18 protein-coding genes and 1 pseudogene are annotated in these 23,549 nt (G+C 60.3%); 5 read left to right on the forward strand and 14 right to left on the reverse strand.

Annotation, left to right across the window (positions count from 1 at the left end; all coding sequences use genetic code 11):
- Positions 1 to 70: 70 nt before the first annotated feature.
- From cobG to cobJ, 4 genes are read left to right on the forward strand one after another with little or no spacing between them, the layout of a single operon-like run.
- Positions 71 to 1,402: a precorrin-3B synthase gene (cobG, locus tag ACZRMH_RS04515; RefSeq protein WP_464012356.1), complete on the forward strand. Its 1,332-nt coding sequence runs from the start codon at positions 71 to 73 to the stop codon at positions 1,400 to 1,402.
- Complete coding sequence (locus ACZRMH_RS04520) at positions 1,395 to 2,021, forward strand: precorrin-8X methylmutase (protein ID WP_046810051.1); 627 nt, start codon at positions 1,395 to 1,397, stop codon at positions 2,019 to 2,021. Before cobG ends, ACZRMH_RS04520 begins: the two co-directional genes overlap by 8 nt.
- Complete coding sequence (locus ACZRMH_RS04525; protein WP_464012357.1) at positions 2,021 to 2,752, forward strand: precorrin-2 C(20)-methyltransferase; 732 nt, start codon at positions 2,021 to 2,023, stop codon at positions 2,750 to 2,752. Before ACZRMH_RS04520 ends, ACZRMH_RS04525 begins: the two co-directional genes overlap by 1 nt.
- Complete coding sequence (gene cobJ, locus ACZRMH_RS04530; RefSeq protein ID WP_464012358.1) at positions 2,749 to 4,413, forward strand: precorrin-3B C(17)-methyltransferase; 1,665 nt, start codon at positions 2,749 to 2,751, stop codon at positions 4,411 to 4,413. Before ACZRMH_RS04525 ends, cobJ begins: the two co-directional genes overlap by 4 nt.
- A gap of 123 nt (positions 4,414 to 4,536) precedes the next feature.
- On the opposite strand, the gene ACZRMH_RS04535 is transcribed toward cobJ, so the two are convergent.
- The 9 genes from ACZRMH_RS04535 to ACZRMH_RS04575 form a co-directional block, all read right to left on the reverse strand.
- Entirely contained in the window at positions 4,537 to 5,133 is a 597-nt protein-coding gene (locus tag ACZRMH_RS04535) for a MarC family protein (protein ID WP_464012359.1), read from the reverse strand.
- Positions 5,134 to 5,192: 59 nt separating this feature from the next.
- Complete coding sequence (locus tag ACZRMH_RS04540; RefSeq protein ID WP_464012360.1) at positions 5,193 to 7,973, reverse strand: hybrid sensor histidine kinase/response regulator; 2,781 nt, start codon at positions 7,971 to 7,973, stop codon at positions 5,193 to 5,195.
- 99 nt (positions 7,974 to 8,072) lie between these two features.
- Entirely contained in the window at positions 8,073 to 9,371 is a 1,299-nt protein-coding gene (purD, locus tag ACZRMH_RS04545; protein ID WP_464012361.1) for a phosphoribosylamine--glycine ligase, read from the reverse strand.
- A 169-nt stretch (positions 9,372 to 9,540) separates the two neighbouring features.
- Positions 9,541 to 11,148, reverse strand: coding sequence for a bifunctional phosphoribosylaminoimidazolecarboxamide formyltransferase/IMP cyclohydrolase (gene purH, locus ACZRMH_RS04550; protein WP_464012362.1), 1,608 nt, complete (start codon positions 11,146 to 11,148; stop codon positions 9,541 to 9,543).
- A gap of 81 nt (positions 11,149 to 11,229) precedes the next feature.
- Positions 11,230 to 11,550 (reverse strand): DNA-binding transcriptional regulator Fis, encoded by a 321-nt coding sequence (gene fis, locus ACZRMH_RS04555; protein ID WP_003439210.1) that lies wholly within the window; start codon positions 11,548 to 11,550, stop codon positions 11,230 to 11,232.
- The gene (gene dusB, locus ACZRMH_RS04560; protein WP_464012363.1) at positions 11,547 to 12,560 is read right to left on the reverse strand and encodes a tRNA dihydrouridine synthase DusB; all 1,014 of its coding nucleotides are present in this window, start codon (positions 12,558 to 12,560) and stop codon (positions 11,547 to 11,549) included. Before dusB ends, fis begins: the two co-directional genes overlap by 4 nt.
- 196 nt (positions 12,561 to 12,756) lie before the next feature.
- On the reverse strand, positions 12,757 to 14,010 hold the full coding sequence (locus ACZRMH_RS04565; protein WP_464012364.1) for a DUF3426 domain-containing protein: 1,254 nt from the start codon (positions 14,008 to 14,010) through the stop codon (positions 12,757 to 12,759).
- Between the two features lie 30 nt (positions 14,011 to 14,040).
- Positions 14,041 to 14,919: a 50S ribosomal protein L11 methyltransferase gene (gene prmA, locus ACZRMH_RS04570; RefSeq protein WP_464012365.1), complete on the reverse strand. Its 879-nt coding sequence runs from the start codon at positions 14,917 to 14,919 to the stop codon at positions 14,041 to 14,043.
- Between the two features lie 229 nt (positions 14,920 to 15,148).
- Positions 15,149 to 15,412: a DUF3077 domain-containing protein gene (locus tag ACZRMH_RS04575; RefSeq protein WP_464012366.1), complete on the reverse strand. Its 264-nt coding sequence runs from the start codon at positions 15,410 to 15,412 to the stop codon at positions 15,149 to 15,151.
- Positions 15,413 to 16,095: 683 nt separating this feature from the next.
- Between ACZRMH_RS04575 and ACZRMH_RS04580 the strand changes: the two genes are divergently transcribed.
- Positions 16,096 to 18,198 (forward strand): TonB-dependent receptor, encoded by a 2,103-nt coding sequence (locus ACZRMH_RS04580; protein ID WP_464012367.1) that lies wholly within the window; start codon positions 16,096 to 16,098, stop codon positions 18,196 to 18,198.
- Positions 18,199 to 18,261: 63 nt separating this feature from the next.
- Here the strand turns inward: ACZRMH_RS04580 and accC are convergent, their stop codons facing one another.
- From accC to ACZRMH_RS04605, 5 genes and pseudogenes are all read right to left on the reverse strand, one after another.
- Entirely contained in the window at positions 18,262 to 19,620 is a 1,359-nt protein-coding gene (accC, locus tag ACZRMH_RS04585; protein WP_464012368.1) for an acetyl-CoA carboxylase biotin carboxylase subunit, read from the reverse strand.
- 17 nt (positions 19,621 to 19,637) lie between these two features.
- The gene (accB, locus tag ACZRMH_RS04590; RefSeq protein WP_464012369.1) at positions 19,638 to 20,099 is read right to left on the reverse strand and encodes an acetyl-CoA carboxylase biotin carboxyl carrier protein; all 462 of its coding nucleotides are present in this window, start codon (positions 20,097 to 20,099) and stop codon (positions 19,638 to 19,640) included.
- 25 nt (positions 20,100 to 20,124) lie between these two features.
- On the reverse strand, positions 20,125 to 20,580 hold the full coding sequence (aroQ, locus tag ACZRMH_RS04595; protein ID WP_048360251.1) for a type II 3-dehydroquinate dehydratase: 456 nt from the start codon (positions 20,578 to 20,580) through the stop codon (positions 20,125 to 20,127).
- A gap of 130 nt (positions 20,581 to 20,710) precedes the next feature.
- Positions 20,711 to 22,477, reverse strand: a complete 1,767-nt coding sequence (locus tag ACZRMH_RS04600) for a protein-disulfide reductase DsbD (RefSeq protein ID WP_464012370.1) — start codon at positions 22,475 to 22,477, stop codon at positions 20,711 to 20,713.
- A 179-nt stretch (positions 22,478 to 22,656) separates the two neighbouring features.
- Positions 22,657 to 23,172: pseudogene (locus ACZRMH_RS04605) on the reverse strand (methyl-accepting chemotaxis protein); the annotation flags it as partial.
- Between the last annotated feature and the right edge of the window lie 377 nt (positions 23,173 to 23,549).

Genomic DNA, 23,549 nt, shown 5'->3' on the forward strand with positions numbered 1-23,549 from the left:
GCAGGCTTTTCATGGGGTCGCCCAAAGCAGGCATAATGCCGCCCTGTCATTGCCTGCCCTGGATAGCCCATTGCCATTGCCACTTGAACTGCCTGTCACGACGTCTGTGCGCCCTTCGGCTTGCCCGGGGTTGCTGCGTATCGTGGCCGCGCTCGATGGCGGGATCTGCCGGGTCAAGCTGGACGGTGGCTCGATTACCGCACAGCAGGCCCGGGCCGTGGCGGATGTAGCACAGCGTTATGCCAGCGGTGTGATCGAGGCGACCAATCGCGGCAACCTGCAGGTTCGCGGGGTCGGGCCGCAACACCGCGAGCTGATCGAACCACTGCTGGCAGTGGGCCTTGGGCCTGCGACCGCAGCGGGTGACGATGTACGCAACCTGATGCTCAGCCCGAGTGCCGGGATCGATCGGCACATGCAGTTGGATACCCGCCCGTTGGCCCGGCAGATATTGACCAGTTTGCAAACCACGCCGCGGTTTGCCGAGTTATCGGCCAAGTTCGCCGTGCAACTGGACGGTGGCGAAGCCTTGGCCATGCTGGAGCATCCCCATGACCTGTGGCTGTCAGCATTTGACCTCAAGGGCCAGACCCTGCTGGCCTTCGGGCTGGCCGGGTGTCCGGGGCATGACCTGGCACTGGCTGCGGTGCCGGTCGAGCAAGGCCATGAGCTGGTGCTGGCGGTACTGAACCTGTTTCTCGACCTGGCCCGCCCGGAATACACGCGGATGCGCCATTTGCTCAAGGAAGTTCCGATCGGGGACTTTATGGCTCAGCTGGCGCAGCGCCTCAGTGTGCCACTGATAGCGCAGGGCCCATGGCAACGTGCTCATGCTGAAGGGCTGAGGCATATCGGTACTTATCCACAGCGCGAGCCGGGCCGGGTCTATGTTGGCGCCGTGCCTGCACTGGGCCGACTGGATGCCGTAACCCTAGCCGGTCTGGCGCAGCTGGCGGAAACCTTCGGCGACGGTACGTTGCGCTTTACCCCTTGGCAAAGCGTTGTGCTGCCCAATGTGCGGGCTGACGCTGCGCTGACTGTTACCGGCGAGCTGGAGGCGTTGGGCCTGCTCTGTAGCGCAGCGCAGCCGCTGGCGCATCTGCTTGCCTGTACCGGGTCGAGCGCCTGTGCCAAGGGCCTGGCGGACACCAAACAGGATGCGCGCCAGCTCGCGGCAGCCCTGGTGCAACCACACACTGTTCATCTGACCGGCTGCCTGCGTTCTTGCGCGGCAGCCCATGTTGCGCCGGTCACCTTGCTGGCCGTGGCGCCCGGTCATTACGACCTTTATTTACGTGCCCCAGAGCAGCCGGGTTTCGGTGTTCTGCGCGAGCGCAACCTTACTATTGAAGCGGCGGGCGCCTGGCTTGAGGCCCGCCAACGGAGCAACACCGATGATTGATTACATCCGCGATGGTCAAGAGATCTATCGCAACTCGTTCGCCATTATTCGTGCCGAGGCCAACCTCGACAGCATCCCGGCGGATCTGGAAAAACTCGCCGTACGCGTGATCCACGCCTGCGGCATGGTCGACGCCATCGAAGACCTGCGCTTTTCGCCGGGTGCGGGCAAGGCCGGGCGCGATGCGCTGGCCGCTGGCGCGGCGATTCTGTGCGATGCACGCATGGTGTCCGAGGGCGTCACCCGTACCCGCCTGCCCGCCAATAACCCGGTGATTTGCACCCTGCGCGAAGAAGGCGTACCGGAGCTGGCGCTGGAGAAGGGCAACACCCGTTCGGCGGTGGCCCTTGAACTGTGGCGTCCGTATCTGGAAGGCAGCGTGGTAGTGATCGGCAACGCGCCGACCGCGCTGTTTTACCTGCTGGAAATGATCGACGCCGGGGCACCGAAACCGGCACTGATCCTGGGTTTCCCGGTCGGTTTCGTCGGCGCGGCGGAATCCAAGGCGATGCTCGCAGCGGACAGCCGTGGCGTGCCGTTTGTGATCATGCAGGGCCGTCGTGGCGGCAGTGCAATGGCCGCCGCTGCGGTCAACGCCCTGGCAACGGAGATCGAATAATGGCACAGCCAGGACGTTTGATCGGTCTGGGTGTTGGCCCCGGTGACCCGGAGCTGATTACCGTTAAAGCCTTGCGCCTGCTGCGCGAGTCGCCGGTGGTGGCGTATTTCGTCGCCAAGGGCAAAAAGGGCAATGCCTTCGGCATTATCGAGGCCCATCTGCAAGACGAACAAACCCAGATGCCGCTGGTGTACCCGGTGACCACTGAAGTGCTGCCTGCGCCCCTGTCGTACGAACAGGTGATCAGCGATTTCTACGATCAGGCCGCTGTTGAAGTGGCTGAGCATCTGGCCGCCGGCCGCGATGTGGCGGTGATCTGCGAAGGCGACCCGTTCTTCTACGGTTCCTATATGTACCTGCACGATCGTCTGGCCCAGCGCTTTGAAGCGCAAGTGGTGCCGGGCGTGTGTTCGATGCTGGGTGGCGCTTCGGTGCTGGGCGTGCCGCTGGTGTATCGCAACCAGAGCCTGTCGGTGCTTTCGGGGGTGCTGCCCCACGAGGAGCTCAAATCGCGCCTGGCGGTGGCCGATGCGGCAGTGATCATGAAGCTGGGGCGCAACTTCCATAAAGTGCGCGAAGTGCTGGGTGAGCTTGGGCTGGCCGAGCGTGCGCTGTATGTGGAGCGCGCCACCATGAGCAATCAGAAGATTGTGCCGCTCAATGAAGTGGAACCGATGTCTTCGCCGTACTTCTCGCTGATTATCGTGCCGGGCGAACGGTGGCAAGGATGAGTCGTCCGGCCCCGGCCATTGTCATCCTCGGCAATGGCAGCCTGAACACGGCCCAGCGCATCCAGCAGTGCTACCCCGAGGCGCGGATCTATGGCCTGAGCGGTCGGGTCGAAGGCGCTGATCGCAGTTACAGCGATTTTGGCGCCACCCTGCGTGAGTTGTATCAGCAGGACACGCCGATTATTGCCCTGTGCGCGGCAGGTATCGTGATCCGTACGCTGGCGCCGCTGCTGCTGGAGAAGGGCGCCGAGCCGCCGGTACTGGCCGTGGCCGAAGACGCCAGCGCGGTCGTGCCGTTGCTGGGCGGATTGGCTGGAGTGAACGATCTGGCGCGGGAAATCGCTGCCGGGCTGGGCATTGCCCCGGCGATCACCACCAGCGGTGAGCTGCGCTTTGGCACCTGCCTGCTGAATCCGCCGAGTGGTTATTCCCTGGGTGATCTGGAGCTGGGCAAGCGCTTTGTCTCGGACTTGCTGGCGGGCGAGTCGGTGCGTATCGAAGGCGATGCGCCGTGGCTGGCCAGTGCGCAGTTGCCGCAAAGCGAGGAGGCGCGTCTGGCCATTCATGTTGGCAGTGCCGCGCGTGAACCGGCGGCTGATGAGCTGCTGATCTATCCGCGCAATCTGCTGGTCAAGGTCAGTGCCGAGGTCTCGGCGCAGGCCATTCGCGAGGCTTTGCATAACGCGCAGCTGGCCTGGCAATCGCTGGCCTGCCTGGTTGCCGTCGACACCCTGATGGCCAGTGTCCAGTTGCGTGAAGCAGCTCTGGAGCTGGGTGTGCCACTGCGCTTTGCCAGTGCCGGTGAGGAACTGCCTGTGGCCTGGCGCGAGTCCTGTGGCGCCCTGACGTTGGGCGTGGCACCCGCGCCATTGGACCCGCTGCAGATTGGTCGTACCCGAGGCCGTCTGGCAGTTATCGGCCTGGGGCCCGGTGCTGCCGAGCTGATGGTGCCTGCGGTCAAGGCCGAGCTGGCGCGGGCCAACGATGTGCTGGGTTACGAAACCTATGTGCGCATGGCCGGGCCGTTTCGCGACGATCAGGTGATGCATTGCACCGACAACCGCGAAGAGATGCAGCGCGCCCGCCATGCCTTTGAGCTGGCGGCGCAGGGCCGTTCAGTGGTGGTGGTGTCTTCGGGTGACCCCGGGGTCTTTGCCATGGCAGCAGCGGTGCTGGAAGCGCTGCACGAGTCCACTGATCCGCATTGGCATTCTGTTGATCTGGAGATGTTGCCGGGGGTATCGGCTTCGCTGGCCACCGCTGCGCAGGCAGGGGCGCCGTTGGGGCATGATTTCTGCGTGATGTCGCTGTCGGACAACCTCAAGCCGTGGAGCATCATTGAGAAGCGTCTGGATCTGGCGTCCGAGGCGGATCTGGCGTTGGCGTTCTACAACCCTATCTCTCGCTCACGACCGTGGCAGCTGGGTGTTGCGCTGGATATCGTGCGCCGTCATCGCACGGCGCAAACCCCGGTGGTACTGGGGCGTGATATCGGGCGTCCGGGTCAGACCCTGCGCGTGATCACACTGGGTGAGTTGACGCCGGATCAGGTAGATATGCGCACCATGGTGCTGGTGGGTTCGTCGACGACCTGCACCTTTCCGCGGGCCGATGGCACACAGTGGGTGTACACGCCGCGCTGGTATGGCGAAAAGCCCTGAGGGTTATAGATATGACTGTGGGAGCGGGCTTGCTCGCGATGGCATCACCTCGGTCTGTCGGATAAACCGAGTTGCCTGCATCGCGAGCAAGCCCGCTCCCACAGGGTAGGGGTTAATGTCCCTTCAAGGGACCATATAACCCCGGATCCCGGTAAAGATGATCTGCGCTGCAAGGGCGCAGACAAACAGGCCCATCAGGCGGCTGACAATCTGCAAACCCTGTTCGCCGAGAATTCGCTCGATCCGGTTGGACAGGTAAAGCACGATGCCTACCGTCAGGCTCGCCAGGGCAATACTGACGATCGCCATCAGTTTGTCGTCCCAGTGGGGCTGACTGACGCCCATCACCAGCAATGCACCGATGGTGCCGGGGCCCACGGTCAGCGGGATGGTCAGCGGCACAATGGTCACGTCCTGCTGCACGTTGTCGGTCTGCACGGCCGACTTGCCCTGGGCCATGCCCAATGCCGAGATAAACAGCACACTACCGGCACCGATGCGGAACGCGTCCACGGTGATGCCGAACACATTGAAAATCGCGCGCCCGAACAGGTAGAGCAATACGCTGGAGATCAGCGTCGCCAGGGCCACTTTCCAGGCCAGGCGGCGGCGTTCCTTATTCGAGTAACCCCGGGTCAGGCTGATAAAGCACGACAGCACGAAAAACGGGCTGTAGAGCACCAGCATCTTCAAATACACACTGAACAGCATATGGAGCATGGTCTGAGCTCACATCGAGAAGGGGCGCGGGAAAGTCTATCAGGGGGATTGGCTGTCCGTTAGGACAGTTGTGTGCGGGATTGACGCAACTCACGTTGTTCGACCCAATACTCCACCAGTTCACGCAATTGCGACAGTTCCACGGGTTTGGACATATGCCCGTCCATGCCAGCCTGACGGGCGCGTTCCTTGTGTTCGGTGAGGATATGCGCAGTCAATGCAACCACCGGGGTACGTACCCGTTGATGGCTGACTTCCCAGGCGCGCAATTGCTCGGTGGCGGAGAAACCGTCGAGAACCGGCATTTCGCAGTCCATCAGCACCAGATCGTAGCGCTGGGTTTTCATTGCCTTGAGCGCTTCTGCGCCATTGCAGGCAGTGTCCGGGTACAGGTTGAGCTTGCCCAGCATGCCGCGAATAACCTTGGTCGAGATGCTGTTGTCTTCTGCCACCAGAATGCGGAAGTCCCCGGGCACTGAAACCGGCACGGCGGCGGGGCCGTTGGTCGTGGTCTGTGTAGCCGCATGGCCCTTGTTGCGCTGGGTCAGCTCGTCAGCCAGGGTGGTCTTGAGGGTGTAACCGGCCACTGGCTTGGCGAGGATGCGCTTGATCCCGCAATTGCGCGCAATGATCTTGCTCGGCGCGTTGCTGATGCCAGTGAGCATGACCAGCAGGATGTCGTGATTGAGGCTCGGGTCTTCCTTGATCTTGGCGGCCAGTTGCATGCCGGTCATGCCGGGCATGTTCTGGTCCAGCAGCACGATGTCAAAGTAATCACGCAAGTGCGCCTTGGTGCGCAGCAGGGCCAGGGCTTCCTTGCCCGATGCGGCGGCACTGACGTTCAGGCCCCAGGCCGAGCATTGCTGCACCAGCACTTTGCGACAGGTGTCATTGTCGTCGACCACCAGCACCCGGGCGCCTTTGAGCGGGCTGTCGAGGTCAGAGGTCGGGTGTTCGAGGTGCTGTGGATCCAGCGGCAGGGTCAGCCACAGATTGCTGCCGACGGTCTGCCCCGGCTTGATGCCGAACTCGCCGCCCATCAGCATGATCAGCTGGCGTGCGATCACCAGGCCCAAATGGCCACCGAGGCGGGTGGCGGCGAGGAAGTTCTTGCTGTGCAGTTCGGCATGCAACAGGGCGTCACGCTCCTGCTCATCCATCGGCTGGCCGGAGTCCTGGATGGCAATGCGCAGGCGCGGCGGCCCGCTGCGCTCTTCCAGGGCCACAACGATAAGGATTTCGCCCTCGTCGGTCTTTTTCAGCGAACTTTCGAGCAGGCTCAGCAGGGTCTGGCGCAGGCGCGTCGGGTCGCCGCTGATCACCCGTGGCACTTGTGGCTGAATAAAACTGATGAGTTCGACGTTCTGCTGTTCAGCCTTGGTACGGAAAATACTCAGGCAGTCTTCGATCAAGGCATTGAGGTCGAACTGCACGTCGTCCAGTTCGATCTGCCCCGATTCGAGCTTGGAAATATCGAGGATTTCGTTAATCAGCGTCAGCAGCTCGTTGCCTGCGCTGTGGATGGTTTGCACATAGTCGCGCTGCTTGACCGACAGCGGCGTGCCCAGCAGCAGCTCGGTCATGCCCAGCACGCCGTTCATGGGCGTGCGGATTTCATGGCTGATCTTGGCCAGGAACTCGGCCTTGGCATTCACTTCGGCGTTGCTGGCCGCCAGATCGCGGCTGATGCTGAATTGCGCTTCGGTGATGCTGCGGTTGCGCTCGCTCAAGGCAAAGCTCATCAGCAGGCCGCTGATGCAGACGATGGTCATCAGTGCCAGCACCAGCTCCTGCGGCGCGATCAGGGTCAAACTCAGCAGGGCGGGGAGAATCACCAGGGTGCCGATATTGAAAATCACCATTGCCATGACAAACATGCGCGCAGGTCGGTAGCCCTTTTGCCAGTGGTAAACCGAGACCACCAGAATGCTCACGCTGGCCAGCCCGACCAGGGCATAGGTCATCAGGTTGAGCGGCAGGTTGTCGATAAACAGCATCAGCAGGCCGCCCAGGGCGATGATCAGGATGTCCAGCAACAGCAGTTTATGCAGCCGGTTGGCGCTGCGGGTGGAGAAAAAATTATAGGCGAACATCAGCCCGCACGGAGCGGTCAGCAGCAGGGTCAGGTAGGCGCCGGGGGTTTGCATGCGGTGCCACTCGGGCAGCCAGGGATCGAGCAGGTTCAGGAACAGCACTGAACTGGCCATCAGCAGCGCTTCACAAATGGCCAGCCATAGGCTGCTGGGCGAGCGGGTAAAGGCAAAGCGCACGATATTGTGCAGCAACAGCATCATCATGCAGCCCAACAGCAACCCGTAGAACAGGGGTTTGCCTTGGTTGGCGGCGAGCATGACGGCAGTGTCGAGGGTAATGTGGGGGCGCAACTGGTGGTCAGAGACCATGCGCAGGTAAACATCCAGCGGTTTGCTGCTTTGCGGCAGGGGCAGCAGGTAGTCGCTGCTGGGGACCGGCTTGCTGTTGACGGGCAATGCCGTGCCGGTGCTGGTTTCGCTGATCAGTTTTTGATCATCGAAAACATACATGTTCAGGTTGGCCAGGTCGGGGGCGAACACCCGCAGGATCTGCTCGTGCCGTTCGGGTTGCAGGCGTACGCGCAGCCACAAGGCTTCGCCGGGTTCGGCAGCACTGAGCCGGCCGAGGTCGACAGGGCTGAACTGGCTGGAGAGTCGGGGCGAGCGCACATCGCTCAGTTGCAGGGTGGCCTGAGGGTCTGAAAGGACAGACCAACTGGTGCCCGGTGCCGCCTGCGCAGGCATCATGCCCAGCACACAGGACAGCAGGGTAACGGTAAAAGCTATGGCGATCCTGAGCCAGCGCACGGCGAAATCCCTTCGTAAAGTGAAGCCAGATGATAACTATGCGCGGGCCCGGAATGGTTAGGCAAGGGCCGAGGCCCCATGCCTGTCCATGTGGATTGCTTATTCCTGGCTTTCACCGCGTTCGCGTGCAATGGCCCGGTAGCCAATATCGTTACGGTAGAAGCAGCCGTCCCACTCGATGGCCTTGGCCAGTTCGTAAGCTTTCTGTTGTGCTGCTTCAACGGTGTCACCCATTGCGGTAGCGCACAGTACGCGTCCGCCCGAGGTCACCACTTCACCGGCTGCATTCAGGGCAGTACCGGCATGGAACACTTTGCCTTCCAGCTTGGCGGCTGCATCCAGACCATGGATTACCGCGCCTTTGGCGTAATCGCCAGGGTAGCCACCGGCAGCCAGAACGATGCCCAGGCTTGGGCGCGGGTCCCATTGTGCTTCAACCTTGTCCAGCGCCTGGGCCAGTGCAGCCTCAACCAGCAGCACCAGGCTCGACTGCAGACGCAGCATCACCGGTTGGGTTTCCGGGTCACCGAAGCGGCAGTTGAACTCGATCACTTTCGGGTTACCGGCCTTGTCGATCATCAGACCGGCGTACAGGAAGCCGGTGTACACGTTACCTTCTTCAGCCATGCCGCGAACGGTAGGCCAGATCACCAGATCCATCACCCGCTGGTGAACTTCAGCGGTCACCACCGGGGCAGGGGAGTAAGCACCCATGCCACCGGTGTTCGGGCCGGTGTCGGCGTCGCCAACACGTTTGTGGTCCTGGCTGGTGGCCATCGGCAGCACGTTCTTGCCGTCGACCATCACGATAAAGCTGGCTTCTTCGCCGTCGAGGAACTCTTCGATGACCACGCGCGAACCGGCTTCGCCAAAGGCGTTGCCGGCAAGCATGTCGCGTACGGCGTCTTCGGCTTCGGTCAGGGTCATGGCGACAATCACGCCTTTACCAGCGGCCAGGCCGTCAGCCTTGATCACGATCGGTGCGCCGACTTTCTGCAGGTAAGCCAGGGCCGGTTCGATTTCGGTAAAGTTCTGGTAGTCGGCAGTCGGGATCTGGTGACGCGCCAGGAAATCCTTGGTGAACGCCTTGGAGCCTTCCAGCTGGGCAGCGCCAGCGGTAGGGCCGAAGCAGTCCAGGCCACGGGCACGGAACAGATCGACGACACCGGCTACCAGAGGTACTTCCGGGCCAACGATGGTCAGGGAGACGTTTTTCTCGGCGAAGTCCGCCAGTTGCTCAAGGGCCAGCACGTCGATGGCGACGTTCTCGCACTTGGCTTCAATGGCGGTGCCGGCGTTGCCCGGGGCAACGAATACTTTGGCGACACGTGGGTCCTGAGCTACTTTCCAGGCCAGTGCGTGTTCGCGGCCACCGCTGCCAATGATCAAAACATTCATTTCAAAAACCTCGGATGACGCTGAATTCTGTGGGGCGTGACGGGATGTTTTTGTGTGGGAGCGGGCTTGCTCGCGATACAGGCACCTCGGTATTTCAGGTATACCGAGGTGTTGCTATCGCAGGCAAGCCAGCTCCCACAAAAGCCAGTGCCCTCATGGGGTCGTGCTGTTAGTGACGGAAATGACGCATGCCGGTGAACACCATGGCAATACCGGCTTCGTCGGCAGCAGCAATCACTTCGTTGTCACGCATCGAGCCGCCCGGCTGGATCACCGCAGTGATACCGGCCTTGGCTGCGTTGTCGATGCCGTCACGGAACGGGAAGAATGCGTCCGATGCCATTACCGCCCCCTGGACTTGCAGACCGGCGTGTTCAGCCTTGATCGCAGCGATACGGGCCGAGTTTACGCGGCTCATCTGGCCAGCGCCGACACCGATGGTCTGACGGCCCTTGGCGTAGACGATGGCGTTGGACTTCACGTACTTGGCCACTTTCCAGGCGAAGATCAGATCGTTGATCTCTTGCTCGGTCGGGGCGCGCTTGGTCACAACCTTGAGGTCTTCGCTGCCGATCATCTCGATGTCACGGCTCTGCACCAGCAGGCCGCCGTTGACGCGTTTGAAGTCCCAGGCCGGGGCACGGTCTGCGCTCCACTCACCGCAGGCCAGCAGGCGCACGTTGGCTTTGGCGGCGACGATGGCGCGAGCCTCTTCGCTGACCGACGGAGCGATGATCACTTCAACGAACTGACGCTCAACAATGGCCTTGGCCGTTTCGGCGTCCAGTTCACGGTTGAAGGCGATAATGCCGCCAAATGCCGATTCGGTGTCAGTGGCGTAGGCCAGTTCGTAAGCCTGGCGAATGCCGCCTTCGGCGTCCGGGCTGACGGCAACGCCGCACGGGTTGGCGTGCTTGACGATCACGCAAGCCGGTTTGACGAAGCTTTTTACGCATTCCAGCGCGGCGTCGGTGTCGGCCACGTTGTTGAACGACAGCTCTTTGCCTTGCAGCTGGGTCGCGGTGGCGATGCTGACTTCGGCAGGCTTGGCTTCAACGTAGAACGCCGCTTTCTGGTGCGGGTTCTCGCCGTAGCGCATTTCCTGGGCTTTGATGAACTGGCTGTTGAAGGTGCGCGGGAACAGGCCACGGTCTTCAGTGCTCAGTGTTTCAGCGGCCTGGTTCACAGTGCCCAGGTAGTTGGCGATCATGCCGTCGTAGGCGGCGGTGTGTTCAAAGGCCTTGAGCATCAGGTCGAAACGCTGTGCGTAGGTCAGGCCACCGGCCTTGAGGTTTTCCAGCACGTTGGCGTAATCGCTGGCATTCACCACGATGGCCACGTCTTTGTGGTTTTTTGCAGCGGAGCGAACCATGGTCGGGCCGCCGATATCGATGTTTTCGATGGCAGTCGGCAGGTCGCAGCCTGGCTTGGAGATGGTCGCTTCAAACGGGTAGAGGTTAACGGCTACCAGGTCGATCGGCTTGATGCCGTGCTCGCTCATGATGTCGTCGTCGATGCCGCGACGGCCCAGAATGCCACCGTGGATTTTCGGGTGCAGGGTTTTCACCCGACCGTCCATCATTTCTGCAAAACCGGTGTAGTCAGCCACTTCAACAGCCGCAACGCCGTTGTCTTGCAGCAGCTTGAACGTGCCGCCGGTGGACAGGATCTCGACGCCGAGGGCTTCCAGTTCACGGGCGAAATCAAGGATTCCGGTTTTGTCGGAAACGCTGATTAGAGCGCGGCGGATCGGCAGGCGGGTAGTCTGATCGGTCATCTCGATTTCCATCAAAAGCAAAGGAGTCAGCAAAAAAGGCGGCCTGTTTTATCAGGACGCCTTTCAGGTTTGATTGAATGCTTACAGCAGATCGTACTGTTTGAGCTTTTTGCGCAAGGTGCCGCGATTGAGGCCCAGCAGCTCGGAGGCCTTGGTCTGGTTGCCCTTGACGTAGTTCATGACGCACTCGAGAAGGGGAGCCTCGACTTCGGAAAGTACCAGGTTGTAGACGTCCGTGACTTCAGCGCCCTCCAGGTGGGCGAAATAGTTGTGCAGCGCCTTTTCGACACTCCCGCGAAGGGTCTGACCTTCTTCGCTCGGTGTATTGAGGTGCTGTTTCAAGTTGACGTTGTCGCTCACGGGCGTTGTTCCACTCACTAATGTCTCGGTCATCATCGTCATGCGGCCACCCATCCTTCGTCCCCTGTCACCAGGCTCTTGTGTCGTTCGGCGAAAAACGCCTGAACGTTGGCGCATTGTGCTTCCGTATCTTCTAAACGATTGAAGTGGGCGCGAAACTCCTTGGCGCCCGGCAAGGTTGCCAGATACCAACCGACGTGCTTGCGGGCAATACGAACGCCCAGTACCTCCCCATAGAAGGTATGCAATGCAGCCAGATGCTCTAGCAGAATACGTTCCACTTCGGCCAGTTCCGGTGCCGGCAATAGTTGCCCGGTACGCAGAAAGTGATCGATCTCGCGGAAAATCCAGGGCCGCCCCTGGGCCGCCCTGCCAATCAATAGTCCGTCAGCCCCGGTCGCGTTCAACACGTGCAGGGCCTTGTGCGGTGAATCGATATCGCCGTTGGCAAAGACCGGTATCGACACGGCCTGCTTGATCGCGGCAATGGTGTCGTACTCGGCATCCCCGGTGTACAGGTCGGCACGGGTTCTGCCGTGCACCGCGAGTGCGGTAATTCCGGCTTGTTCGGCGATCTTTGCCACCGTTATGCCGTTCTTGTTGTCCCGGTCCCAGCCGGTACGGATTTTCAGGGTAACCGGTACATCAACTGCAGCCACGACGGCCTGCAGGATCTCGTTTACCAGTGCCTCATCCTTCAACAGTGCGGAGCCGGCGGCCTTGTTGCAGACCTTCTTTGCCGGGCAACCCATGTTGATATCAATAATCTGTGCGCCCAGCTCCACATTGGCCCTGGCGGCGTCTGCCAGCATTTGCGCATCACCGCCGGCGATCTGTACCGAGCGTGGCTCGGGATCACCGTCGTGAATCATGCGCAGGCGCGATTTGCGGCTGTTCCAGAGACTCATGTCACTGGTGACCATTTCCGAAACAACCAGGCCCGCACCCATGCGTCGGCAAAGCTGACGGAAGGGCTGGTCGGTGACACCCGCCATAGGGGCGAGGATCAAACCGTTGTGCAATGTATATGGGCCGATGCGTACCGCCGACATAGGACTTCCCTGTTGTGGGGCCGGATCTTGGGAGTTCGAAAAAGGGTTGGCATGATACCCGCTCTCGATGACTGGTTAAAGACGCAATTGGATAAAAATTGAACAGCAGTTGCAAGTTTCAAGCTGCAAGCGGCAAGCTTGAGGCGAGCAGCTCTTCACTGGAAGCTTGTAGCTTAGAGCCAGAAGCGAAGCGTGCTCACTCTGGCGAGTGAAAACTCAGGCTGTAGTTCACGGCCTTGGGGCCCGGGTCGAGAATGTCCAGAGCAATGTGGATAGGGGTTTGCGGGGGCATTTCGGCTTTTGACAGATCACCGCTCAGGTATTCGCCGGGTTTGAACCGACGACTGGCAATCATTTTTCCGTTCAGGTCTGCGAATCGCAGTTCCAGCAGCGGGAAGGGCTGGGAGAACGGGGCGCGGTTGTAGAGGATGGCATCCACCACCAGCGCACCGGCGAACTCGGGGTGGCTGCGCACCACCAGGTTGCTGCTTTTGATCCGGTCGATGTCGACCTTGGATGGCACCGTACAGCCGATCTGTGGGCAAAGTTGCTGGAAAATCGGCCGGTATTGGTCCTGGCGAGCCAGTTCATCGAAGTGATTGGCAATATATTGCCCGGCCAGAGCCGCGCCGGCCAACAGCGCCAGCAAGGTCCAGAGCAGGCGCTTGCCCCACGGTGTGCGGCGTTTTTGCCAGTCCAGTTGCAGCGGATCGTCCACCAGGTCCATCAGCGGGTCTTCGCGCATGGCCGGTTCGCTGCGCTTGCGTCGGTCTTTGCTGACGGGCACAGGCTCAGGGAGTTCGTCGTCCTCGTCATCAGTGGCAGACAGGCGTTCGCCTGCCAGCGGCGGTTCGAGGTCGTCGTCCAGGGAAAGCTGGAGTGGCGGGGTGTCGTCCGGTTCGTCTATGTCCAGTGACAATGACGGCTCGGTACGCCCGGTTTGCGCAATCTCTGCTGCTTGCTCGGCCACCTTGGCGTTCTCGGCACGATCTGCCGCAGATTCGCTGAACAGGCTATCAGACCATTCACCTTCTTCTGCCACAGAAGTTTCGCGGCGAGCGCTTAACGACGTGCTTTTAGGTGGGTGCGGTTGGCCGAAGCTTTTGCTGGGCTGGATTTCACGCTCTTCGAGCTTGGCCAGCTCTTCGTCCAGATCCAGATGGTCGAGGTCGATCGCGTGTGCCTGCCACGCTGGCGGGTTGGCCGGCGCGGGTGGGGCAAGTGCTTCGACGGGGGCAGGCTCGATCACTTCGGGCGCGGCGACAGCGGGCGTCACCACGGCGGGTGGCTGCTCTGTTTCAGTGCTCTGGTTCAGCAGTTGCTGCCCGGCATTGAACACTTGCAGGCAGGCGCCACAGCGCACCACTCCGCGCGCCATACCCAATTGGGCATGGCTGACGCGAAAGCTGGTTTGGCAATGTGGGCACTGGGTAACGAAGCTATCGCTCATGCGGCCATCCGGGTTGGGCATACTTTCATTCTAGCGCCGGCGGCCGCTGATGCGTACCCAGCCTTCGCGATTGGCAATCGGGTCCAGCTCGAAGTCCTTGGCATAGGCCGCAGCCACTTCTTCGCCCTGTTCGGCGAGGATACCCGACAGGGCCAGACGGCCACCCGGCTTGACCAGGCTCGACAGTTGCGGGGCCAGGGACACTAGCGGGCCGGCGAGGATATTGGCCACCACCACATCGGCCTGAACCTGTGGCAGGTCTTCGGGCAAGTACAGCGGGAACAGCTCTTCGGCGATATTGTTGCGCCCGGCGTTATCGCGGGAAGCTTCCAGCGCCTGCACATCGATATCGGTGCCGATGGCTTCTTTGGCGCCCAGCAACAGGGCAGCAATGGCCAGGATCCCCGAGCCGCAGCCGAAGTCCAGCACGTTGCAGTCTTGCAAGTCCTGCCCGTCGAGCCATTCCAGGCACAGCGCGGTGGTCGGGTGGGTGCCGGTGCCAAAGGCCAGGCCCGGGTCGAGCAGCAGGTTGACAGCGTCTGGCTCCGGAGCGGCGTGCCAGCTTGGCACGATCCACAGGCGCTGACCGAAGCGCATCGGGTGGAAATTATCCATCCAGCTGCGTTCCCAGTCCTGGTCTTCGATAACTTCGGCGTGGTGCTCGGGCAGTGGCGAACCGGTCAGCAACTCCAGATGGGACAGCACGAGTTCGGCTTCGGTGCCGCCTTCGAACAGTGCCAGCAAATGGGTGTGCGACCACAGCGGGGTGGTGTTGAGCTCGGGTTCGAAGATCGGTTGGTCTTCGGCGTCCATAAACGTAACCGAGACAGCACCGACTTCGAGGAACGCGTCTTCGTAGGTTTCGGCTTGTTCCGGGCTGATGGCGAGGCGTACTTGCAGCCAAGGCATGGCGGGCACCTTTGAAAAATAGGAGTGTGCAGCCGGTGGGGCTGCGAGAAGCGCGCAAGTTTACGCGAGCGGGCTGGCAGTGGGGTAATCAAAAACGATGAAAAGCCAAAGCCCCTCACCTGGAGGGAGAGGGGCTTTATCGCACACGAACTCAAGATCAGCACAAATCAGCTCGCTCTCGCTCCGGGAGAGGGTTGGGGTGAGGGGCTTTTATGCTTCACGCAGGTCATCAAAACTCCCGCAAACACAAGTCATCAATCACCGCCTTGCCCATATCGCACAAGTAATGCGAAGCCCAGGCATGGCGCTCGCAGTTCTTGTCCAGCGCGGCATCCAGCGCCAGTTTCTTTGCGCAATAGAGCAGTGCCGACACCTGCTCCAGCGCCGGGCGCAGCGGTATATCGGGGTTAACGCGAAACAGCTCGTGGTTGTCCTGGCCGCATGGGCCGAAGGTGACGGTGCCGAGGGTTTTGATTGGGGGGTGATCGGTCATTTAGTGCGCTCCTATGGGATGAAGAGCTGCCACTTCCGGTTCTCAGGCAAAAGGTGGCAGCCGTGCGCGAGCTGAGAGTCGGGACAATAGGAACCCCGGCAGGCACGAAGGCCTCCCGCGCACAGCCGCCATAACACGATGGACTGTACAAGAATGAATGCCATCAATCGATGGTGTTCAACTACTGCTCCTCGGATTCTCAGGCCCGGTCACTGTTTTTTTCAGTGACGATGCACAGTACGCCCCCCTTCAAAACCCGGAAGCCGTCCATGGCCTCGTTATGCGTAGGAAGGCACATCTTTGGCTGTACGCGACTGGTTCCGCTTATTTGAACTATCCCACGGTACTAAATCTTCAGACTTACAAAAGCCCCGGATCCAACTGATATCGACTGTTTTTTTATGCCGATAACGTGCAGTGCTCTCCCTGCAGGAAGGTTTGCCTTGGGCCTTGGCAATAGCGCTGCGAAAGGTGGCGCTATTGCTGTGGGCTGTGGGCTGTGTTGTGTTGTGTGGTGCGGGGTTGGGAGTGGTTGGCCTTGCGCACAGTTTCTGGCTGGTGGCGCTGACTTGCGCGCTGGCAGCTTTGGGGGGGGGGGGGCGTTGGGTGCGCGGAGCTTGCACTGCACCCGAATCAACGGCTTTGCCGACTTCCCTCCCCATCACAATCAAAGAGGTCAGATCATGAATCGAACCACGCCTTCTTTATTGTTGCTCGGCACCCTGAGTACAAGCGCGTGGGCTGCAGATAATCTGTCGTCCAGCGCGTTGAGTCTTGAGCCTACTGTCGTTTCAGCCACCCGAAACGAAGCGACCATCGCGTCGATTCCGGGCTCGGTGCAGGTTATTGACGAGCAGCAGTTGCGCGAGCAGAGCGGTGCGGGACGTCGTGTCGCCGACATTCTTGGTCAATTGGTGCCCGGTATTGCACCGTCCTCGGGTGGCATGAGCAACTTCGGGCAGACGCTGCGCGGGCGCAATATCCTGGTATTGATTGACGGTGTTTCGCAAAACTCAACACGAGACAATTTCCGCCAGCTCAACAGCCTTTCGCCGTCCAGCATCGAACGCATTGAGGTTATTTCGGGTGCGAGCAGTGTTTATGGTGCAGGGGCTTCAGGCGGCATCATCAATATCATTACCAAGCGCAACCAGGGCCAGGATATTGCCTTTAGCAGCCGCCTGGGGCTGACCAGTGGTACGCCTTTCAATCGCAAAGGCTTTGCCTATGAGGCGTTTCAGAGTGCGACCGGCAACAAGGATGCCCTGGACTGGTACGTGTCGGCAGGCGCGGTTCAGCGCAACGATCAGTTCGATGGTAACGGCAAGCGCATACCGCAGGACACCTCCCAAGGCAGCAACATGGATACCGAAACCTATGACCTGCAAGGTCGTTTCGGCTATAGGTTGGACACCGACAAAAAGCTAAGTCTGTCTTTGCAAAACTACAAGGATCAACAGGACACCGCTTACACCAAAGACCGCAGCAACAAGCTGGACGCTGTCGCGATCAAGGGGCTTGATCTGGATGATCAGCCTTATACCCACACCCAGGCTATCAATCTCAACTACGCCGATGCAGATTTCTACGGGCAGGGCTTAAAGGTGGAAAGCTATTGGCGGCGTTCTGATGCGCTGTTCTTTCCGGATCTTAAAAGGGGCAAGGCGGGGATCTCTGACAATAACAGCGTGCAGGATGTTTACGGTTTGCGCGCAGCGATAGACAGCACGCTGCCGTCTGTTGGCCAGGCGACCGGCAACCTGGTGTGGGGCGCGGACTATGACCACGAACGCTCTCGCCAGCGAGGTGATCAATATGCCGTCAACGGGCTGGTGTACCGAAAAACCGGCGAGACCTTTGAGCTTGGTCCCGATATTGAAACCACTACCAAAGCGCTTTTCGGGCAAATGTCATGGGACATCGGCGATTGGACCTTGCGTGGTGGTGTGCGTCGCGAGTGGATTGAAAGTGAAGTCGCTGACAGCATCGCCTATGGCGAAATTGTCCAGACCGGCAAGCGTTCAGTTTTGCCCGGTGACACGCTTCGCTACGGTGCCACTCTCTACAATCTGGGCGCGGTTTACCACGTAAGTGAAAATCAGGATGTATTTGCCAACTTCAGTCAGGGTTTTTCACTGCCTGACTTGCAGCGTTTTATGCGTGATGTACAGAGTGATTTCAATATCCAGAGCCTCAATGCCCAGGCGATCAAGGTCAACAGCTACGAGTTGGGGTGGCGTGGGGACTGGGATAAATGGCAGGCAGCCACCACGGTTTATGAAAACACTTCTGACGTGACCCAGTTCTACGACGCCAACGACCGTGTATTGCGTTTGATCAATCAAAAGGAGCGAGTGCGCGGCATCGAAAGCAGCGTGGCCTGGTATATGGCTGAGCATTGGTCGCTGGGCGGCACTTACGCATGGGCAAAAGGTGAAACCCGGCAAAATGGCAAGTGGATTGATTTACCCGCGACCCGTATTTCACCCGCCAAAACCACGGTGTTTGTCGGCTACACGGAGGCGGATTTCAGTCTGCGACTGCAAGCGATGCGCCTGGCCAGCTACGATGCTGCAGCCAAGGATAACAATGGTCGCAAGATCAGCGGTTATACCCTGATCGATATGCTTGGGTCGCTCGCGTTGCCGATCGGGCGTCTTGAAGGGGGGATTTACAACGTGGCCAATCGTACCTACCAAAACCTGTTTGCCCAGGCCAATGCTCGCGCCCCTTATGCAAATGCGCAAGGGCGTACGCTGAGTGTGAGCTATTCGCTGGACTGGTGATTGCGGGCAATCCCCACAAACAACAAAGCCGCTCGAAAGCGGCTTTATTGAAGGATTACAAACTTACTTATTAGCCAGTTTGTGTTCCAGGTAGTGAATATTGACGCCGCCTTCGCAGAAGCCTTCGTCATTCACCAGATCGCGGTGCAGCGGGATGTTGGTCTTGATCCCGTCGACCACGATTTCGTCCAGGGCATTGCGCATGCGCGCCATGGCTTCGTCACGGGTCGCGCCCCAGGTGATCAGCTTGCCGATCAGGGAGTCGTAGTTGGACGGAACCTTGTAGCCGCTGTACAGGTGCGAATCGACGCGAACGCCGTTGCCGCCCGGAGCGTGGAAGTGCTTGACCATGCCAGGGCTCGGCATGAACGTTGCCGGGTCTTCAGCGTTGATCCGGCACTCCAGCGAGTGACCGTGGATCTTCACGTCAGCCTGGGTGAACGACAGTTTGTTGCCGGCAGCGATGCTCAACATCTCTTTAACGATGTCGATGCCAGTGACCATCTCGGACACCGGGTGCTCTACCTGCACACGAGTGTTCATCTCGATGAAGTAGAAGCGACCGTTTTCGTACAGGAACTCGAAAGTACCCGCACCGCGGTAGTTGATGTCAACGCAGGCCTTGACGCAACGAGCCAGTACTTCGGCGCGTGCGGTTTCGTCGATGCCCGGTGCCGGAGCTTCTTCCAGCACTTTCTGGTGACGACGTTGCAGTGAGCAATCGCGGTCGCCCAGGTGGATCGCGTTACCCTGGCCATCGGAAATCACCTGAACTTCCACGTGACGCGGGTTGGTCAGGTATTTTTCCAGGTAGACCATCGGGTTGCTGAACCAGGCGCCGGCTTCTTCGCGGGTCTGCTTGGCTGCTTCGATCAGGTCTTCTTCACGATTGACCACGCGCATGCCGCGACCGCCGCCGCCGCCAGCGGCCTTGATGATCACCGGGTAGCCGACTTCACGGCCGATGCGCAGTGCGGTTTCTTCGTCTTCAGGCAGTGGGCCGTCAGAACCTGGAACCGTGGGTACGCCTGCAGCGATCATGGCGTGCTTGGCCGATACCTTGTCGCCCATCAGGCGAATGGTGTCGGCTTTCGGGCCGATAAAGGCAAAGCCGGATTTCTCGACTTGTTCGGCAAAATCGGCGTTTTCAGCCAGAAAGCCGTAGCCCGGGTGAATCGCCGTGGCGCCGGTCACTTCAGCGGCCGCGATGATGGCCGGAATGTGCAGGTAAGACAGGTTGGCCGGTGCCGGACCGATGCAGACAGTTTCGTCTGCCAGGCCCAGGTGCATCAGCTCTTTGTCGGCAGTGGAGTACACCGCGACAGTCTTGATCCCCATTTCCTTGCACGCCCGCAGGATGCGCAAAGCAATCTCGCCACGGTTGGCGATCAGGACTTTTTCCAGCTTCTGAGGCTTCAACATCGTTGGCTCCCCGTGGTTCAAACGATGGTGAACAGCGGTTGGTCGAATTCAACCGGCTGACCGTTTTCTACCAGGATGGATTCGATTACGCCGGCTTTTTCAGCCGTGATGTGGTTCATCATTTTCATCGCTTCAACGATGCAAATGGTGTCGCCAACCTTGACGGTCTGGCCCACTTCAACGAAGGCAGGCGACGTTGGCGCCGGGGTACGGTAGAAGGTACCGACCATTGGCGACTTGACCACAAAACCGTTCAGTTTTGGTGCAGCAGGCGCTTCAGTCACGGTGGCAACCGGAGCAACGGCTACTGGAGCAGGAGCTGCCGGTGCGTGCATTGGAGCTGGCGCGTAGTACTGCTGAGCAGGAGTCTTGCTGTGACGGCTGATGCGTACGGACTCTTCGCCTTCTTTGATTTCCAGCTCGTCGATGCCGGACTCTTCCAGCAGCTCGATCAGTTTCTTAACTTTACGGATATCCATGAATCGTCAACTCCCAATGGGTCTGTCAGGGGCGTTTAGCTTGTAGTTCAAGCTGTTCCAGGGCGGCCTCCAAGGCCAGTCGATAACCGCTGGCGCCAAGGCCGCAGATCACACCTACTGCAACGTCGGAGAAGTAGGAGTGATGGCGGAAAGGTTCGCGTTTGTGCACGTTAGACAAATGCACTTCGATAAATGGGATGCTCACCGCCAGCAGCGCGTCACGTAATGCCACGCTGGTGTGGGTAAAAGCCGCCGGGTTGATCAGAATAAAGTCCACGCCTTCGTTGCGGGCAGCGTGTACGCGGTCGATCAATTCATACTCGGCATTGCTTTGCAGGTAGAGCAAATGGTGGCCGGCATCACGGGCCCGTTGTTCCAGATCCTGATTGATTTGCGCCAGGGTAGTTGCGCCGTAGACGCCCGGCTCGCGGGTGCCAAGCAGGTTCAGGTTGGGGCCGTGTAGAACCAGGAAAGTCGCCATCTGCTGTTCCTTATTATCTGTCTGCAGTCATCAGTGCCGGGCGACTATGCCGAAAAGCGGATTCGCTGTCCAGTTAACTGCAATAGCCAGCACGATGTCCGATGTTCGCGAAAAGTTTGTGACTGTGGCTCTAGATCTGGTCATTCGCGATGGCGACACGTTCGGCGAAGTCCGCTGCATTGATCTCGCCAATGACCCGCTGGTCACTTTTTTCTTCGCCGTTTTTACCGAAGAACATCAGTGCTGGCGGGCCGAACAATTGGTAGCGATCAAGCAGGGCGCGTTGCTCGGCATTGCTGGCGGTGATATCGAAACGCACCAGTTGGTAACCCTTGAGCAACTCCAGTACACGGGGGTTATTCAGCACTTCGTGTTCGATCACCTTGCAACTGATGCACCAGTCGGCGTACCAGTCCAGCAACAGTGGCTGACCGGCCGCTTTGGCACGGGCCAGGGCGTTGTCCAGTTCGCCAGGGGTGCTGACGGTGAGCCATTGGTCGGCCGGTTGTGCGGAGCCGGGTGCAGTGGATGCCACAGGTTGCGCATGGCCGATGGGATTGAACGGGTCGCTTTGCCCGCTCAGGGCGCCGTACCAGCACGCCAGGGCGTAGACCAGCAAGAACAGCCCCAGCAATTGCGCCAGACGCTGGCGCGGGGCCTTGCTGGCGAACTCCAGAGTACCGAGGAACAGGCTCACGCCTGCTGCCAGTGCACCGATCAACAGCAGCGTCACGGGTCCCGGCAGCACACGGCTGAGCAGGCCGATGGCCAGACCGAGCAGCAGCACGCCAATGGCGTTTTTCACGTTGACCAGCCATGGCCCGCTTTTCGGCAACCAGGCCGCGCCGCCAGTGGCGACCAGCAGCAGCGGTGCGCCCATGCCCAGGCCGAGGGCGAACAGCTTCAAGCCGCCGCCCAGGGCATCACCACTGGCACTGATATAGAGCAAGGCCCCGGCCAGCGGTGCGGACACGCAAGGCGATACCAACAGGCTGGAGACCACGCCCAGCACTGCCGCGCCCCACAGCGAGCCGCCCTGGGTGCGGTTGGCGACACGATCGAGGCGGTTGCTGATGGCTTGCGGCAGCTTCAGCTCGAATACGCCGAACATGGCCAGGGCAAAAATCCCGAAGAACAGCGCAAAGGGCACCAGTACCCATACCGACTGCAGGCGAGCCTGCAGATTCAGTTGTGCGCCAAACATGCCCATCAATGCGCCCAGCAAGGCAAAGCACGCCGCCATCGGCAGCACATAGGCCAGCGACAGACTGAAACCGCGCAGGCCGCCGACCTGGCCGCGCAATACCACGCCCGACAGAATCGGCAGCATGGGTAATACGCAGGGGGTAAAGGTCAGGCCAAGACCTGCGAGGAAGAACAGTGCCAGTTCGCGCCAGTTCCACGATTTTGCCGGTTCGCCGCTGGTCGTGACAGCACTGCCGTCGATGCTCAGGCGTTCGGTTTCAGGCGGGTAGCACAGGCCCTTGTCGGCGCAGCCCTGATAGGTGACCACCAGGGTGAAGGGGCGCGGGTCGTTGGCCGGGCGTGGGATGTCGACGTCAAGAATGCCGTGATAGACCTCGACATCGCCGAAGTACTCATCGTGTTTGGCTTCGCCGGGGGGCAGTTGCGCGGTGCCCAGGGCGATATCGGCGGGTTCGGTCTTGAAGGCGAACTTGTGCCGGTACAGGTAATAGCCTTCGGTGGGCACAAAGCGCAGCTTGATGGATTCGGGGGTACTGCTGATCAGGTTGAGCTTGAAGGCTTCGCGTACTGGCAGAAAGTCGCTGCTGTTATTGATGGCGCCCAGGGTTGCACTGGGGCGGTTATCCAGTAAACCCGCGCCCATGGCAGGCACGGCAAACAGCAGACACAGAAGCAGTAACAGGCGGCGCATAGGAATCTCGCAAATCAAACGTGGGGGCATGATAGCGGACTGAATGGGCCCGGCGCAGTAATCCCCGTGTGGGAGCGGGCTTGCTCGCGATGGGGTCGCCGCGGTGTATCAGTGAAATCGCGTGGGCCGAATCGCGAGCAAGCCCGCTCCCACAGGGTGGGGGGAGGGATTTTCAGGTGTTACACCCGAAACGCCTGCACTGCGGTATTGAGCTCTGAGCCCAATTCCAGCAGTTGCTGGCTTTGGTCACGGGCAATGCCGATGCGTTGCAGGTTTTCGTCTCCCAGTACGTGAATGCGCTCGCTGTGATCGCGAATCTCGCTCACAGCCCCGCTTTGCTGCGCAGTGATATCGGCAATGCGTACGGCGGTGTCCGAGATGGTGGCAATTGCCCCGACAATTTCGTCCAGCGCACCGTCCGCATCCTGGGCTTGCTGGGCAGTGGCCTGGGCGTGGGTCACTTGTGCACGGATGCCTTCAACCGATTGGCGGGCCGCCAGTTGCAGGCCGCCAATCAAGGTCTGGATCTCGTTGGTCGCGCCAGCGGTACGTTGCGCCAGTGAGCGCACTTCTTCGGCAACCACGGCAAAACCACGGCCCATTTCTCCGGCACGGGCAGCTTCGATAGCGGCATTCAGCGCCAGCAGATTGGTCTGCTCGGCAATCGAGCGAATCACCGTAAGCACGCCGCCAATGGTGGCCGATTCTTCAGCAAGGCGCTCGATGGTCTGCGCGTTGCCTTGTACCTCGCCGACCAGCGCATGCAGCCCTGTCAGGCTCTGGCCAATTACCCGTTGGCCTTGAGCTACCGCCAACCCGGCGCTGCGGCTGGCATCGGCGGCCTGGCTGGCATCGCCCGCCACCTGGGAGATGGTCGCTTCCAGCTCGCCAAGGGCATCACGAATTTGTGCTGTATCACCGGCCTGGCGCTCGGCGCCGCTGTGCAGGCCCGTGCTCAGTTCGGCCAGGGTCTGGCTGCTGCCGGCAACCTGCTCGGCATTCAGGCGCAGGGTGCCCACCAGTTTCACCAGAAAGCTGCGCAGGCGGTTGAGTGAGGATTCGATATCACGCA

Source organism: Pseudomonas sp. B414 (assembly GCF_055408445.1).

Excerpts from the sequence above, each read along its gene's own strand:
- ACZRMH_RS04520 (WP_046810051.1), top strand. The coding sequence starts at position 1,395 with ATGATTGATTACATCCGCGATGGTCAAGAGATCTATCGCAACTCGTTC.
- ACZRMH_RS04525 (WP_464012357.1), top strand. The coding sequence starts at position 2,021 with ATGGCACAGCCAGGACGTTTGATCGGTCTGGGTGTTGGCCCCGGTGAC.
- cobJ (WP_464012358.1), top strand. The coding sequence starts at position 2,749 with ATGAGTCGTCCGGCCCCGGCCATTGTCATCCTCGGCAATGGCAGCCTG.
- ACZRMH_RS04535 (WP_464012359.1), bottom strand. The coding sequence starts at position 5,133 with ATGCTCCATATGCTGTTCAGTGTGTATTTGAAGATGCTGGTGCTCTAC.
- purD (WP_464012361.1), bottom strand. The coding sequence starts at position 9,371 with ATGAATGTTTTGATCATTGGCAGCGGTGGCCGCGAACACGCACTGGCC.
- purH (WP_464012362.1), bottom strand. The coding sequence starts at position 11,148 with ATGACCGATCAGACTACCCGCCTGCCGATCCGCCGCGCTCTAATCAGC.
- fis (WP_003439210.1), bottom strand. The coding sequence starts at position 11,550 with ATGACGATGATGACCGAGACATTAGTGAGTGGAACAACGCCCGTGAGC.
- dusB (WP_464012363.1), bottom strand. The coding sequence starts at position 12,560 with ATGTCGGCGGTACGCATCGGCCCATATACATTGCACAACGGTTTGATC.
- ACZRMH_RS04565 (WP_464012364.1), bottom strand. The coding sequence starts at position 14,010 with ATGAGCGATAGCTTCGTTACCCAGTGCCCACATTGCCAAACCAGCTTT.
- prmA (WP_464012365.1), bottom strand. The coding sequence starts at position 14,919 with ATGCCTTGGCTGCAAGTACGCCTCGCCATCAGCCCGGAACAAGCCGAA.
- ACZRMH_RS04575 (WP_464012366.1), bottom strand. The coding sequence starts at position 15,412 with ATGACCGATCACCCCCCAATCAAAACCCTCGGCACCGTCACCTTCGGC.
- ACZRMH_RS04580 (WP_464012367.1), top strand. The coding sequence starts at position 16,096 with ATGAATCGAACCACGCCTTCTTTATTGTTGCTCGGCACCCTGAGTACA.
- accC (WP_464012368.1), bottom strand. The coding sequence starts at position 19,620 with ATGTTGAAGCCTCAGAAGCTGGAAAAAGTCCTGATCGCCAACCGTGGC.
- accB (WP_464012369.1), bottom strand. The coding sequence starts at position 20,099 with ATGGATATCCGTAAAGTTAAGAAACTGATCGAGCTGCTGGAAGAGTCC.
- aroQ (WP_048360251.1), bottom strand. The coding sequence starts at position 20,580 with ATGGCGACTTTCCTGGTTCTACACGGCCCCAACCTGAACCTGCTTGGC.
- ACZRMH_RS04600 (WP_464012370.1), bottom strand. The coding sequence starts at position 22,477 with ATGCGCCGCCTGTTACTGCTTCTGTGTCTGCTGTTTGCCGTGCCTGCC.